The sequence below is a fragment of the Actinoplanes sp. NPDC051405 genome, assembly GCF_055586185.1.
Genome location: NZ_JBVJIR010000004.1, coordinates 375,642 through 388,756, shown reverse-complemented (window position 1 = coordinate 388,756; position 13,115 = coordinate 375,642). Strand labels below are relative to the sequence as shown.

Genomic DNA, 13,115 nt, shown 5'->3' with positions numbered 1-13,115 from the left:
CACCTCAGGTGATGTCCGTGGTGATGGCGAGCGCCCGGCCGGCCTCGATGTCGGCGGTCAGGCTCTCGATGCGGGTGGTGGCCAGGGCGTAGGAGTCCGAGCCGAGGATCTGGTGCAGCGGCGCGCTGCCCGACTCCGCGACGGTGATGATCGCGGTGGCCGCGCGGGCCGGGTCGCCGAGCTGGGTGCCGGGCATGGCCAGGTGGGTGTCGGTCATCTCGCGGACGGCGTCGTAGCCGTCGGCGGTCCGTTCCGGCAGGCGCAGGCTTCCGGTACGCAGGAAGTCGGTGCGCATGTACCCCGGCTCGACCAGGTTGACCCGGACGCCGAAGTCCGCGACCTCAGCCACCAGCGAGCCGGTCAGGCCCTCCAGGGCGTACTTGGCCGCGCAGTACAGGCCCCAGCCGGGGAAGGCTGTCAGTCCGAGGATCGAGGAGATGTTGATGATGTGGCCGCTGCGACGTGCGCGCATGCCGGGCAGGACGGCCCGCAGCACGTTCCACGCCCCGAACAGCTGCACGTCGAACAGCTCCCGGGCCTCGGCGTCGGTGACCTCCTCGACGGCGCCGAGCAGGCCGTAGCCGGCGTTGTTGACCACGACGTCGATCCCGCCGAAGCGGTCAACCGTCGCGGCCACGGCGGCATTGACCTCCTTCTCGTCGGCCAGGTCGACGGGCAGGACCAGCAGCCGGGACGTGTCGGCGGCGGCCAGGTCCGCGGTCAGCCGTTCGGGAGAACGGGTGGTCGCGGCGACGGTGGCCCCGCGCTCCAGCAGCTGCCCGACCAGTTCGCGGCCGAGGCCGTGGGAGGCGCCGGTGACGAACCAGGTCGCGGGTCCGGTGGTGGGGTAGGGCATGGGAGCCTCCTCAGGCTGACCTTTCGATGAAGTCCCCGGCTGGGGAACGGCTCCCATGCTGCGTTCGTGGACCGGGGTCCGGACACCGCCAGCCGGGCCCAGCCCTGCCTGGGCACGCCATGCCCACCCAGCCGCTGGGCAGCGCGCCCGCCAACGGCAATCATGAAGGCATGGTGGGACGCGCGGAGCTGGGTGACTTCCTGCGGAAGTGCCGGACGGACACGACACCGGAGGCCGTGGGACTCACCGGCCAGGCCGGTCCGACCGCTCGACGGGTACGGGGTCTGCGCCGCGAGGAAGTGGCGCAGCTCGCCGGCGTGAGCGTCGACTACTACACGCGGCTGGAACAGGGCCGGCACACGAGTCCGTCGGAAGGGGTCCTCGACGCGCTGGCGCGGGTGTTCCAGCTCGACGCCGCCGCCCGGGCCCACCTGGCTGATCTGGCCCGCCCGGCCCGTCGGCGGGCTCAGCCCGTACCGGTGCAGCGGGTGCGGCCCGCCCTGCAGCAGCTGATCGCCTCCATGACCGAGCACCCGGCCTTCATCATCGGCCGCCGCACGGACGTCCTGGCGTCGAACACGCTGGCCCGGGCGCTGCTCACCGACTGGACCCGGCTGCCGCCGCGGCACCGCAACTACACCCGGTGGGTGTTCCTCGACCCGGCCGCCCGCGAGGCCTTCAGCGACTGGCGGGCCGTGGCGGCCGAGGTGGTCGGCACCCTGCGGCTCTACGCCGGGCGGTTCCCCGACGATCCGCTGCTCAGCGAACTGGTCGGGGAGCTGACGATCAAGAGCGCGGATTTCCGTACGTGGTGGAACGGGCATCAGGTGCACGAACGCACCCACGGCAGCAAGCACATGGTGCATCCCGCCGTCGGACCGATAACCATCCGCTACGAGGCGCTGGCGCTGCCCGGCGACGACGAGCAGACGCTGTTCATCTACACCACCGATCCGGGCAGCGCTTCGCACGACAACCTGCGCCTGCTGGCGCTGTGGGCGACCCAGCAGCAGCCGGCCGCCGGCCCTCAGGTCACCAGGCCGCTGCGGTAGGCGTAGACCACCGCCTGCACACGGTCGCGCAGGCCGAGCTTGGTGAGGATGCGCGACACGTACGTTTTCACGGTCTCGTGGCTGATCACCAGGGTCGCCGCGATCTCGCCGTTGGACCGGCCGTCGGCGATCAGGCGCAGGACCTCCAGCTCGCGCGGGGTCAGCGCGACGTCGTCCGGGGTGTCCTCGGCGGGCCGGATCCGGGCCGCGTACCGGCCCACGAGCTGCCGGGTCACCTCGGGCGCCAGCAGTGCCGCGCCGGTGGCGACGGTGCGGATGCCGTGCAGCAGCTGCGCCGGCGGGGCGTCCTTGAGCAGGAAACCGCTCGCTCCCGCGCGCAGCGCCTCGTAGACGTACTCGTCGAGGTTGAACGTGGTCACCACCAGCACCTTCACCGGGTGGGCGACCCCGGCGCCGGCCAGCAGGCGGGTCGCCTCGATGCCGTCGAGCACGGGCATCCGTACGTCCATCACCACGACGTCCGGCCGCAGCCGGCCGGCGAGCTCGACCGCCGCCCGGCCGTCGCCGCATTCGCCGACCACCTCGAGGTCGGGCTGGGCGCCGACGATCGTGGTGAATCCCGTACGGATCAGCGGCTGGTCGTCGCAGATCAGCACCCGCAGCGGCGCGGTCACGACGGGCTCCCGCCGGGGATGCGGGCCCGCACGACGAAGCCGCCGCCGCTGCCCCGGCCCGCGCTGAACTCGCCGCCGAGCACCCCGATCCGTTCGCGCAGCCCGGCGAGGCCCCGCCCGCTGCCGCCGGGGGATGCGGCGCGCGAGCCCGGGCCCTCGGTGCTGACTTCCACGGTGGTCTCCTTCTCGCCATGGCGCACATGCACGGTGGTGCGACTGCCGTGGGCGTACTTGAGGGCGTTGGTCAGCGCCTCCTGCACCACCCGGTACGCCGCGACCTCGGCGCTGCCGGTCGTCCGGGCCGGGGTGCCGTCCTGGGTGAACTCGACCGGCTGCCCGGCCAGCCGGGTCTGTTCGACGAGGGTGTGCAGCTCGCCGACGGACGGCAGCCGTGGTTCGGTGGTGTGGTCGGGGTTGAGCAGGTCGAGCAGGTGCCGCAGGTCCGTGATGGCCCGCCGGCCGGTGTCGGTGATCGCGGTCAGGCTCTCGTCGAGCCGGTCGGGCGCGGCGGTCAGGTAGCGCGCCGCCTCGGCCTGCACGACCATCGCGGTGACGTGGTGCGTCACGACGTCGTGCAGTTCGCGGGCGATGCGGGTGCGTTCGGCCGTGCGGGAGGCCTCGGCGACGTGCCGGCGCTGCTCCGCCTCGGCGGCCCGGGTCCGCCGCAGCCAGGCCCCGATGCCCCAGGCGAGGGCCAGCACCAGATAGAACGTGACGAAATCGGCGATGGTCTCGATCGATCCGCTCCGGCTGATAGCGACGGTCAGCGGGACGTACGCGACGGTGAGCAGCACCACGGTGGTGCGCCGGTGGTGATGCAGGTGCAGCGCCGTGCTCACCAGCGCGATGGGCAGGGCCGTACCCGCGACCGTGTGATACGCGCGGAGCTGGTCGATCGCGAAGCCCACCGAGACCAGGGCGAGGCAGAGGGCCGGCCGGCGCCGGCGCACGGCCAGCGGCAGGCACTCCAGGGCGACCACCACGACGGTCAGCGCGTCGAACGGCCGGGTCGGCAGCTCGCCGAGCTGCGTGCCGCGGTTGTGCAGCGCCGGCACCGTCGACAGGAGGACCATCAGCAGCGCGAACGGGAGGTCCCGGACGGTGACGTCCCAGCGCCGCCACCGCTCCGGGACCCGCCGGAGGTCGATCATCGGGAAACTGTAGCGGTCGCCGCCGGGTCAGCGGCCGCGCGGCGCCGACGCGGGACGATGTGTCCGCGGCGGTGGGCCAGCCACAGGAACACGACGGTCAGGGCGACACCGGCCGCCACCGTGTAGAGGCTGCCCTCCGGGCCGAAGTCGCCCCCGGTGATCAGGGTCGAGCCCGAGAACGTGGCGTCCAGCAGTCCCTTGGACTCGCCGTTGCCGGAGACCGCTGCGCCGGAGATGCCGCCCAGGGCGAAGTTCCAGCCGAAGTGCAGCCCGATCGGCACCCACAGATTGCGGGTGGCGGCGTAGCAGGCGGCGAGCATGAATCCGGCCTCGATCGCGATGGCGGTCGCGCCCCACAGAGTCGCGTCCGGGTTGACCAGGTGCATCGCGCCGAACACCACGCCGGTCAGCAGCAGCGAGATCCAGGTGCCGATACGTTCCTCGATGACGCGGAACAGCACGCCGCGGAACAGCAGCTCCTCGGTGACGGCAGCGGCGGCCATGAACCCCACCAGCCCCAACGCGCCGGTGACCGAACCCAGGCCGTGCACGTGATAGCCGTCGAGGAAGGCGACGTTGACGATGACCGCCACGAACATCCCGGCCCCGATCAGTGCTCCCCGCAGGAGCCGGGCGACGGCCCCCGCCCGGGCCACCTCGGTGGGTGCGCGGTGCTCGGTGCGCCGTACGACCCACGCGTAGACCAGGACCGCGAGTACCGCGGTCACGAGCCCGAGTACCAGGGTGAGCCACGGGTTCCCCTGCACCGCGGCGACACCCTGACCACCGACGAAGGTGACCGCCGCAACCGCGAGGAACTGCTTCACCAGACGCATGTTGACTCCTCCATGAAGTCCGCGGCTTGAGCGCCGCGGGCTGCGTTGAACGCTATGGATTCGTCGCGCCGGAATCGTCACCGCACGGTGGACACTCGTGGGTAGCTCGCTCGGGGGACAGGTCCTGCAGGCCCTGCTCCCAGCGCTGCTGTCGTTGCTCGGGTGTCTGCTCCCACCAGGGCACGCCGCGTTCCCCGAGGGCGACCTTGGCCAGCTGTACGCGGGCTCGGGCCGGTGCGGGGTCCACGTCTGCGCGTAGCGCGGTGCCGACGTCGCGCCGGGCGGCCATCAACGCCTTGCGCAGCTGGGCGGCCACGTCTTCGGGGATGGCGGGATCGGTGGCCCGCCAGCGGCGCCCCGAGATGACGACGAAGTGCCCGTCGTCGGTCATCGGCGGTTGCTCTTTGTTCGCCACCGGGCCCCCTTTTCTCCGTAGCCGTTTCCTGGGTGCCGGTTGTCGGCCTTCGTGCCCGATTCCTCAGTGCCCGTTTTCTGGCGCAGCAAGCTCGTTCTTGCTGCGCAGCAGGGCCGCCCGCGTCCGGCAGGGCCGCCCGCGTCCGGCAGGGCCGCCCGCGTCCGGCAGGGCCGCCCGCGCCCGGCGGGTCGCCCCGCGCCCAGGCGCCCGCGCCCGGCGGGCCGCCCGTAGGTTGGCGCCGCTGGCTGCGGACCACCAGCAACTCGTCGCTTATCCACCCCTCCTTCATCTGGTGAGTCGGGGCACCGGCACGTCAGGTTCACCGCATCTGGCTAAGGTCAGCGTGAGGCAGGCTCCCACCAGGTGAGGTTGGCGGCTGCGCGGGACACCGGCTCGATGATCTCGAACCCTTCGGCGATCAGCCCGTCACGGACCCGCCAGACCTCGACGACCGTGATCTCGGGACCGCCGGGCAGCCAGCGCCGGGTGCACAGCACCACGTGATCGCCGTCGGCCAGCAGCTGCAGGACCTCGACCTGCATATCCGCGAGGGGTACCAGCGCCGCCCGGACGGCGGCCAGCCATTCCGTCTTGGTCGAGGAGGTGGAGTCCGGCCGGCGGTGGATGAAGTCGTCGCTGAGGAACGGCGCGAGGGCGTCGACGTCGCGCGTCTCGAGCAGGGCGGCCAACGCCCGCTGGATGACGGCCTTGTTGTCGGTAGTCATGGACGAAGTGTTTGCGCGGCCGCCGCGATTGTCGATGAAACGGGAGTTCATGGCGTCCGGCGCCACGTTGAGTACGCTGCACGTTCGTGGACACGGTGGGGGAGCTGCTGCGGCGCTGGCGGCACCGCCGGGGACTCAGCCAGCTGGACCTCGCCATTGCCGCGGACGTCTCGGCCCGCCACGTCAGCCTGGTCGAGACCGGGAAATCCCGGCCCAGCGCCGACATGATCCTGCGGCTGGCGGATCAGCTGCAGGTGCCGCTGCGCGATCGCAACAGGCTGCTGCTCGCGGCCGGTTTCGCACCCCGGTACGCGGAACGTCCGCTCGACGACACCGCCCTGGCCGCGGCACGCGACGCGGTCCGCCGGGTGCTGCACGCGCACGAGCCGTACCCGGCGCTGGTCTTCGATCGCCGCTGGAACATCGTGCTGACCAACCGTGCGGTCGAGCCGTTCTTCGCCGGCGTCGCCCCGGACCTGCTGCGGCCGCCGGTCAACCTGGTGCGGCTGGGCCTGGACCCGCGCGGGCTCGCTCCGCTGGTCGTCAACCTGGCCGACGTGCGGGCGGTGTTCCGTACCCGAATCTCCCGCCAGCTGGCCACCGCGCCCGACCCCGAACTGACCGCGCTCTACGAAGAGCTGCTGGCCCCCGCGGCGGGAGACCCCCCGGGCGACCGGGTCGACGCCGACGTCGTGATCCCGATGATCCTCCGCGTCGCCGGCCGGGAGCTGCGGATGTTCTCGACCATCACCACGTTCGGCACGCCGATGGACATCACCCTGGACGAGGTCGCGATCGAGTCGTACTACCCGGCGGACGCGGAGAGCGCCGCCTACTTCACGCAGTAGCCGCTCACCGGCGATTGGCCGTTTACGGCTCGGGGTCCCCGGCCCTTCAATCGTCGGTATGCCTGATGACGCTGTGGCCCGAGACCTGTGGCAGCTGTACGAGCCGTTGCACGCGGTCACCTACTTCGCGCCGGAAGCCCGGGCCGCGTTCGAAGGTGCCGGGCTGCGCGGGTTCTGGCGGGGCTACTTCGCGGGCCGGGCCGCCCCGCTCGGAGCCGTGCCGGCGGCACCGGTCACCGCGTTGTTCTTCTCCTTCGCGCCGGCGATGGTGGCCCGCGCCCTGCCCGACGTGTGGCGGCGGGCGTCGCCGGACCAGGCGCTGGCCGGCCGCCTCGAGGGCGCTGTCGCTGCACTGCGGGCCGTACTGCCCCCGGAGCCGGAGCGCTGGGCGGCGGCGGCCGATCTGCTGGAGGTCGCGGCGCAGGCGGCGGTGACTGACGGCCGTGCGCTGGGTGCCGCCAACGCCGCACTGCCGCGTCCGGCCGAGCCGCTGGCCCGGCTGTGGCACGCCGCCACGGTGCTGCGCGAGCACCGGGGTGACGGACACATAGCCGCGCTTGTTCATGCTGAGGTGAACGGCTGCCAGGCGCTCGTACTGCGGGACGCGCTGTACGGCGGCAGGGAACAGCTGCAGCCGAACCGGGGCTGGACCGATGCCGAGTGGGACGCCGCGAGCCGGGAACTGGCATCGCGCGGCTGGCTGGACGACGATGGCCGGCCCACTGCCGAGGCAGGGGCCGTCCACCGCGCCATTGAGGACCACACCGACCGGCTGGCCGCTCAGCCATGGTCCGCGCTGCTTCCCGCCGACCGCACCCGGCTGGCCGAGTTGCTGGCACCGCTGGCCGGCGCCGTCGCGGTCGTCATCCCGTATCCCAACCCCATAGGCGTGCCCGGCCCCCGGACGACGTGATCAGGCAGGGCGTCGGTCTTCCTGCTCGGCGGCCCGATGGATGGCGATCAGCTCGTCGCGGTACGAATGATCGGCCGTCTCGATCTCGTCATTGACCAGGGCCCCGTTCTCCCACCACTGCATCAGCCCGCGGCCCATCTCCTGGCCGGCCCGGGTGTGGACGCACAGGGCGTAGTCCGGGACGCTGACCCGGAGGTCGCCGCTCCTCACCTTGGTGGCCACCAGGTCGGCGTGCTCGGAGCTGGTCCGGTCCTTGCGGGCCAGGGCGAGATAGCGGACGGCATGCACAGCCATCATGGTGTCGCCGCCCGGAGCAGCGTGAAAATTCCGGTGCAGACACTCCAGCAGAACCGGGGCCAGGGGTGCGCCCATGCCCACGTCCTCGACGGCGATGAGCTTCAGCCGGCGCCACAGGTGCTCGGCGACGTCGGCAGAGGTCGACACCATCTCGTACGCGGCCAGCACGGCGTTGTCGACGTTGCCCCGGCGGATGTCCTTCTGCAGGACGGACACCAGCTGATCGACCGGGATACCTCGTGGTGAGGTGAGCCTGGAGTAGGGGTCCTCCTGATGCGGAGGCGGTCCGAAGCGTCGTTGGGTCATGGTCATGCCTTCCGGTTGCGGTGACGGCGCGTCCGAAACGGAAGGGGCCAGACTTCCAAAAATCACATCACGGGACGGGCGCATCGGCAAGCGCTGCCCGCCGGCTCGTGACGCGTCGGAGAAGCGCCACGAAGCGCCGCAGCGTGCGTTGTCGGCGTGCCACGTAAGGGTGAGCCGGGTGATGTCGAGGTGAGGATCCTGACCGGGGCCGTGCTGTGGTCCGGCCGGTACGCGCTGAAGCGCCCCGCCCGAAACGCCGTCAAGGTGTCCGCCGTTGCCAGTGCGGCAAGAGCACCGTAGTGAGGGTGGTGGGGAAAGACGGCCTCGGCGTTCCCGGGATGTGAGCGTCGCGTTGGGCGCATAGTCGGTTCATGGGTCGTCCTCGGCGGGTCAGGGGCTGGTGGCGGTTTGTCGCCCGGCCGCTCGTCGCGTGGCTGCTGTTGTGCGCCGGACTGGTCTCCGCTGTGCTCTGGGCGCAGCGGTCCTCCGAGCGGGAACTGCGGCAGCGGTTCGAGCTGCGGATCTCCATCGGCGCCGATTTCGTGTCCCGCTACGTCGCCGATCTCATCGAGCGTGAACGGGCCCAGGCCGTGCAGTTCTTGTCTGCCGCCAAGGTCGACGAGCGGACCTTCTCGCAGTCCGTGGCCGCGTTCGGCTATCCGGCCGCGGTGCTGCTCGACGGGGACGGCCGGTTGATGCAGGTGGTGCCGGCCAACCCTGATCTGATCGGCCAGGACCTCACGCCGCGGTATCCGCATCTGCGTACCGCGGTCCGGGAGGGCCGGCCCGCGGTGTCGCCGGTGGTGCGGTCGGCTGCCCGGGGTGTCCCGGTGGTCGGATTCGCCGTGCCGTTCACCACCCCGTACGGCCGGCGGGTCTTCTCCGGGGCTGTTGAGGTGGCCACCAGCCCGCTCGGTGGGTACATGCAGCACGCCGTCGACCTGCCCGGCACCGACATCTCTCTGATCGACGCCGGTGGCACCGTGGTCGGTGGCAGCCGGGAGGCGCACACGGGGCTCGACACGGTCGCCGACCGGGATCCCGCGCTGGCGGGGGCGATACAGCACCGGCCGAGCGGCTTGTTGTCCACTGAGGACGGCGACCGTTACTACGTGATCGGGCCGGTGCGGGGCACCCCGTGGCGGCTGCTGGCCACTGTTCCGTACAGCGTGCTTCAGCGACCGGTGACCGGCGCGAACATCGGCACGATGGTCGCCGCCGCCGGGCTGCTGGGTATCGGCGGGCTCGCCGTCGTCCTGCGGGCCCGCGCGGCGCGGAACCGGGCTGCCTTGCATGCCACCGAGAAGCAGTTCCGTGAGGTGTTCGAGAACTCGCTCGTCGGGATGGCGATCACCGGCACGGACGGGCGGGTGAGCCGGACCAACGCGGCGCTGGACCGGTTGCTCGGCCGGCGTGCCGGTGAGCTGGAAGGCCACGCCTGGAGTGAGCTCCTGGAACCGGACGACCGCGAGGCCGGCGCCGAGCTGATGCGTCAGACCGGTACGGGCACTATCCCCGGCTTCACCGTCACCAGCCGGTACCTGCACGCCGACGGGCACACGGTGTGGGTGAACCAGACCAGCACCCTGCTGACCGGCCGGGAGGACCGCTCGGACGAGATCGCGACGCAACTCGTCGACGTCACCGAGCAGCGCGCACTCCAGCAGGCCGAACAGCGTCACGCCGAGGAGGTGGCCGCGCGTGCGGCGGCCCTCGCCAGAGCCAACGAGCAGCTGGAGGCGGCCAACCAGCGGGTCGCCGACCTCGTGGCCATGCTCACCCATGATGTCCGGCAGCCCATCGCGATGATCACCGGGTACTGCGAGATCCTCACGGACGAGTGGGACGAGCAGGACGACGAGACCCGGCGGCACGACCTCGACCGGATCGCCGCGACGGCGGCGAGCATGAGCGGGTACGTCGAGGAGATCCTCACCCTCACCCAGGTCGACGCCGACACTCTGCTCTCGCGTCCCACCGTCCTCAACGCCGGGTCCGCAGTCGCTGACGCGCTCACTCACCTGCTGCCCGACCAGCGCCGGGACGTCACCGCCGAGGCGGATCCGGGACTGACCGTGCGCTGCGATCCCCGGCAGTTGCAGCAGATCCTGGTCAACCTCATCTCCAACGGGCTGAAGTACGGCAGCCCGCCGGTCGTGGTCCGCGCCACCGAGCACGCCGGCGAGGCGTGCATCGAGGTCCTCGATTCAGGTGAAGGTGTGCCTGAGGAGTTCGTGCCGCAGTTGTTCGACCGCTTCACCCGGGCCGGCACCGGCAGCGCGAGCGCCCAGAAGGGGACCGGACTCGGCTTGTACATCGTGCGGCAACTCGCCCACGCCAACGGCGGGACCATCACCTACCGGGCCCGGAATCCCGCAGGCGCGTGCTTCACGCTCCGGCTCCCGGCCGGCGAGCGCGACGGTACGCAGGCCACGGCTGCCGGCGAGCGCGACGGTACGCAGGCCACGGCTGCCGGCGAGCGCGACGGTACGCAGGCGACAGCAACCGGCGAGCCGATCTCTTCCACCGCCGGTCCACGACCGAGGCGCTCGACCTGATCCGCAGGTCCGGCGCAATCCGCGGCCGTGATCCGGACCGCGACGCGGGACCCGCGGACCCTGGGCGGGATCATGGTCGGTGTGGTGGAAACACTGGCGATCCTGGCCGCCGGGTTCTGGGCCGGAATGATCAACGTAGTGGTCGGTTCGGGGACGCTGGTGACCTTTCCGACGCTGCTGCTGTTCGGGTATCCACCGCTGGTCGCCAACGTGTCCAACAACATCGGCCTGGTCGGCGGGGGCATCACCGGCACGTTCGGCTACCGGCGAGAGCTCGCCGGCCGCCGCCGCGAGCTGCGTAGGCTCCTCCCCGCATCTGTGCTCGGCGGGATCACCGGCGCGGTTCTGCTGCTGGTCCTGCCGGACGACGCGTTCCAGGCGATCGTGCCCGTGCTGATCGCCGTCGGGCTTGTGATGGTGGTGTGGGGACCGGCTCTGCAACGGCGCGCGGCGAGCGGCCGGGAGGCCGGCGCGGACGACGGGAGCCTGGCGACTCTGACCCCGGGGCGGCTGGTGGCCGTGCTCGCCGGTGTCTACGTGTTGGGCATCTACGGCGGGTACTTCGGCGCCGCGCAGGGTGTGCTGCTCGTCGGTCTGATGAGCGTGCTCACCGCCGAGGGCATCCAGTCCATCACCGGGCTCAAGAACCTGCTCACCACCGCCGTGAACGCGATCGCCGCCGTGACTTTCCTGCTCGTCTCGCCGGAGTCGGTCGACTGGACGGTAGTGCTGCTGATCGCGGCCGGCGCGACGGTCGGCGGCGTGGTCGGTGCGCGGTTCGGCCGCCGGCTGCCGCCGTGGCTGATGCGGGCGCTGATCGTCGCGGTGGGGGTTGCGGCGATCCTGCGCATGCTCATCCTCGGCTGAGCCGACGGCCTCAGTCGTTACGGTCAGGCCGCGACGAGCGGCTTGAGCGCGGCGCCGACCGCGGAGACCATGCCCGGGCGGTGACCGTTGCGGATCAGGTTGATGGTGATCCCGTCGATCCCGGCCCCGAGCACCCTCTCCTGCAGCTGCTCGGCGACCTGCTCCGGGGTGCCGAGGAAGGCCCGGTTGCGGCGGTCCTCGGGCACGGTCTCGCCGAGCTCCTTCACCTCCTGCTCGTTCTCGCCGACCATGCCCATGCTCAGGTAGCTGGTCGCCAGGGTGGCCGGGTCGCGGCCGATCTCCTCGCAGCGCTGCCGCAGGACGGCGACCTTGCGGGGCAGGTCCTCGACGTCACAGATGATGTTCATGTGGTCGGCGAAGCGCGCGGCCAGCCGGAACGTCTTCTGCTCACCGCTGCCGCCCAGCATGATGGGCACGGTCGGACGCACCCGAGGGTTGTTCATCGCGCCGCGCGCCGTGTACCACTTGCCGTCGAGCGACGCCGGCTCGCCCTTGAGCATCGGCGCGATGATGGTCAGTGCCTCCTCCAGCCGTTCGAAGCGCTGGCCGAAGGTGCCGAACTCGAAGCCGTAGTCGTGGTGCTCGCGCTCGAACCAGCCGGCGCCGATCCCGAGGATCGCCCGGCCCCGGGAGACCACGTCGAGGGTGGTCACGGTCTTGGCCAGCAGGGCGGGATTGCGGTACGTGTTCCCGGTGACCAATGTGGACAGCTGAACAGTCGAGGTGAGCGAGGCCAGCGCGCCGAGCGTCGTGTACGCCTCCAGCATCGCGTTCTCCGGCGCGCCGATGCCGGGCAGCTGGTAGAAGTGGTCCATCACCAGCACCGTGTCGAAGCCCGCGGCTTCGGCCTCCCGGGCCTGCGCGGCGACCGCGCCGAAGGTGTCCTCGACCGGGACGCCGGGGTAGGTGAAGTTCGGAATCTGGTACCCGAGCCGGATGCTCACAGTGCCTCCACCATGTAAGAGGGCTATCACTTGCTAATGTAAGAGCCCTCTTACTCGATGGCAAGCCAGGAGGCAGGTGTGTCCGCGGTCCGCAAGTACCACCACGGCGACCTGCGCGCCGCGTTGATCGAGGCCAGCTTCGACCTGCTCGCCGAGGGCGGCCTGCAGCGCTTCTCGGTCGCCGCGGTCGCCCGCCGGCTGGGCGTCAGCTCCGCGGCGCCGTACCGGCACTTCCCGGACCGTGACCACCTGCTCAGCGCGATCTCCGCCACCGCCGCCCGTGACCTGCGGGCCGCGATCGCCGCCGCCGCGGACGCGGCCGGCACCGACCCGGCCGACCGCCTGGCCGCGGTGGCGGGCGCCTACGTCCGGTACGTCGTCCGCACCGGCGCCGGCTTCCACGTCATCTACGCCGCCGACCTCTACCGGGTCCCCGACGACGCCCGCCGCGAGCAGACCCGGGCCCTGATGACCACGCTGTTCGACCTGGCCACCGCGACCGGCGCACCCTCGTACGAGGAGGACGTGCTGCTCGTGGAGGCGACGATCGCCGTGGCCCACGGTTACGCCTCGCTGTTCGCCGACGGTTTCTTCGCCCGCAACGCCGGCACCGTCGACGCGATCGCCGCCCGGGCCGTGCAGGCCGCCCGCGCCCTGCTCGCCCCCTCGACCGCCGGGCAGTAACCCCAGC

14 protein-coding genes are annotated in these 13,115 nt (G+C 71.7%); 6 read left to right on the top strand and 8 right to left on the bottom strand.

Annotated elements, in window-relative coordinates; all coding sequences use genetic code 11:
• Positions 1 to 4: 4 nt before the first annotated feature.
• A complete protein-coding gene (locus tag ACZ6S4_RS12340) occupies positions 5 to 856 on the bottom strand; it encodes an SDR family NAD(P)-dependent oxidoreductase (RefSeq protein WP_465475004.1) in 852 nt (283 codons plus the stop codon).
• Positions 857 to 1,026: 170 nt separating this feature from the next.
• On the opposite strand from ACZ6S4_RS12340, the gene ACZ6S4_RS12335 reads away from it, so the two are divergent.
• Positions 1,027 to 1,908 (top strand): helix-turn-helix transcriptional regulator, encoded by an 882-nt coding sequence (locus ACZ6S4_RS12335; RefSeq protein WP_465475003.1) that lies wholly within the window; start codon positions 1,027 to 1,029, stop codon positions 1,906 to 1,908.
• Here ACZ6S4_RS12335 and ACZ6S4_RS12330 read toward each other — a convergent pair.
• From ACZ6S4_RS12330 to ACZ6S4_RS12310, 5 genes are all read right to left on the bottom strand, one after another.
• Positions 1,884 to 2,543 (bottom strand): response regulator, encoded by a 660-nt coding sequence (locus tag ACZ6S4_RS12330; RefSeq protein WP_465475002.1) that lies wholly within the window; start codon positions 2,541 to 2,543, stop codon positions 1,884 to 1,886. The genes ACZ6S4_RS12335 and ACZ6S4_RS12330 overlap by 25 nt on opposite strands.
• Positions 2,540 to 3,694: a sensor histidine kinase gene (locus ACZ6S4_RS12325; protein ID WP_465475001.1), complete on the bottom strand. Its 1,155-nt coding sequence runs from the start codon at positions 3,692 to 3,694 to the stop codon at positions 2,540 to 2,542. The genes ACZ6S4_RS12330 and ACZ6S4_RS12325 overlap by 4 nt, the downstream gene beginning before the upstream one ends.
• Positions 3,691 to 4,530, bottom strand: a complete 840-nt coding sequence (locus tag ACZ6S4_RS12320) for a lysostaphin resistance A-like protein (RefSeq protein ID WP_465475000.1) — start codon at positions 4,528 to 4,530, stop codon at positions 3,691 to 3,693. The genes ACZ6S4_RS12325 and ACZ6S4_RS12320 overlap by 4 nt, the downstream gene beginning before the upstream one ends.
• A gap of 52 nt (positions 4,531 to 4,582) precedes the next feature.
• Positions 4,583 to 4,945, bottom strand: coding sequence for a hypothetical protein (locus tag ACZ6S4_RS12315; protein ID WP_465474999.1), 363 nt, complete (start codon positions 4,943 to 4,945; stop codon positions 4,583 to 4,585).
• A gap of 338 nt (positions 4,946 to 5,283) precedes the next feature.
• Positions 5,284 to 5,670, bottom strand: a complete 387-nt coding sequence (locus tag ACZ6S4_RS12310) for a nuclear transport factor 2 family protein (RefSeq protein ID WP_465474998.1) — start codon at positions 5,668 to 5,670, stop codon at positions 5,284 to 5,286.
• Positions 5,671 to 5,756: 86 nt separating this feature from the next.
• Here ACZ6S4_RS12310 and ACZ6S4_RS12305 point away from each other — a divergent pair, with 86 nt between their 5' ends.
• Positions 5,757 to 6,518 (top strand): helix-turn-helix domain-containing protein, encoded by a 762-nt coding sequence (locus ACZ6S4_RS12305; RefSeq protein WP_465474997.1) that lies wholly within the window; start codon positions 5,757 to 5,759, stop codon positions 6,516 to 6,518.
• Between the two features lie 58 nt (positions 6,519 to 6,576).
• Positions 6,577 to 7,431: an SCO6745 family protein gene (locus ACZ6S4_RS12300; RefSeq protein ID WP_465474996.1), complete on the top strand. Its 855-nt coding sequence runs from the start codon at positions 6,577 to 6,579 to the stop codon at positions 7,429 to 7,431.
• Here the strand turns inward: ACZ6S4_RS12300 and ACZ6S4_RS12295 are convergent, their stop codons facing one another.
• Positions 7,432 to 7,944: an AAA family ATPase gene (locus ACZ6S4_RS12295; RefSeq protein ID WP_465474995.1), complete on the bottom strand. Its 513-nt coding sequence runs from the start codon at positions 7,942 to 7,944 to the stop codon at positions 7,432 to 7,434. It abuts the gene before it with no gap.
• 461 nt (positions 7,945 to 8,405) lie between these two features.
• On the opposite strand from ACZ6S4_RS12295, the gene ACZ6S4_RS12290 reads away from it, so the two are divergent.
• Positions 8,406 to 10,592, top strand: a complete 2,187-nt coding sequence (locus ACZ6S4_RS12290) for a sensor histidine kinase (protein WP_465474994.1) — start codon at positions 8,406 to 8,408, stop codon at positions 10,590 to 10,592.
• 81 nt (positions 10,593 to 10,673) lie between these two features.
• On the top strand, positions 10,674 to 11,459 hold the full coding sequence (locus ACZ6S4_RS12285) for a sulfite exporter TauE/SafE family protein (RefSeq protein ID WP_465474993.1): 786 nt from the start codon (positions 10,674 to 10,676) through the stop codon (positions 11,457 to 11,459).
• Positions 11,460 to 11,482: 23 nt separating this feature from the next.
• On the opposite strand, the gene ACZ6S4_RS12280 is transcribed toward ACZ6S4_RS12285, so the two are convergent.
• Entirely contained in the window at positions 11,483 to 12,424 is a 942-nt protein-coding gene (locus tag ACZ6S4_RS12280) for an LLM class F420-dependent oxidoreductase (RefSeq protein WP_465474992.1), read from the bottom strand.
• A gap of 78 nt (positions 12,425 to 12,502) precedes the next feature.
• On the opposite strand from ACZ6S4_RS12280, the gene ACZ6S4_RS12275 reads away from it, so the two are divergent.
• Positions 12,503 to 13,108: a TetR/AcrR family transcriptional regulator gene (locus tag ACZ6S4_RS12275; RefSeq protein ID WP_465474991.1), complete on the top strand. Its 606-nt coding sequence runs from the start codon at positions 12,503 to 12,505 to the stop codon at positions 13,106 to 13,108.
• Positions 13,109 to 13,115 lie beyond the last annotated feature (7 nt).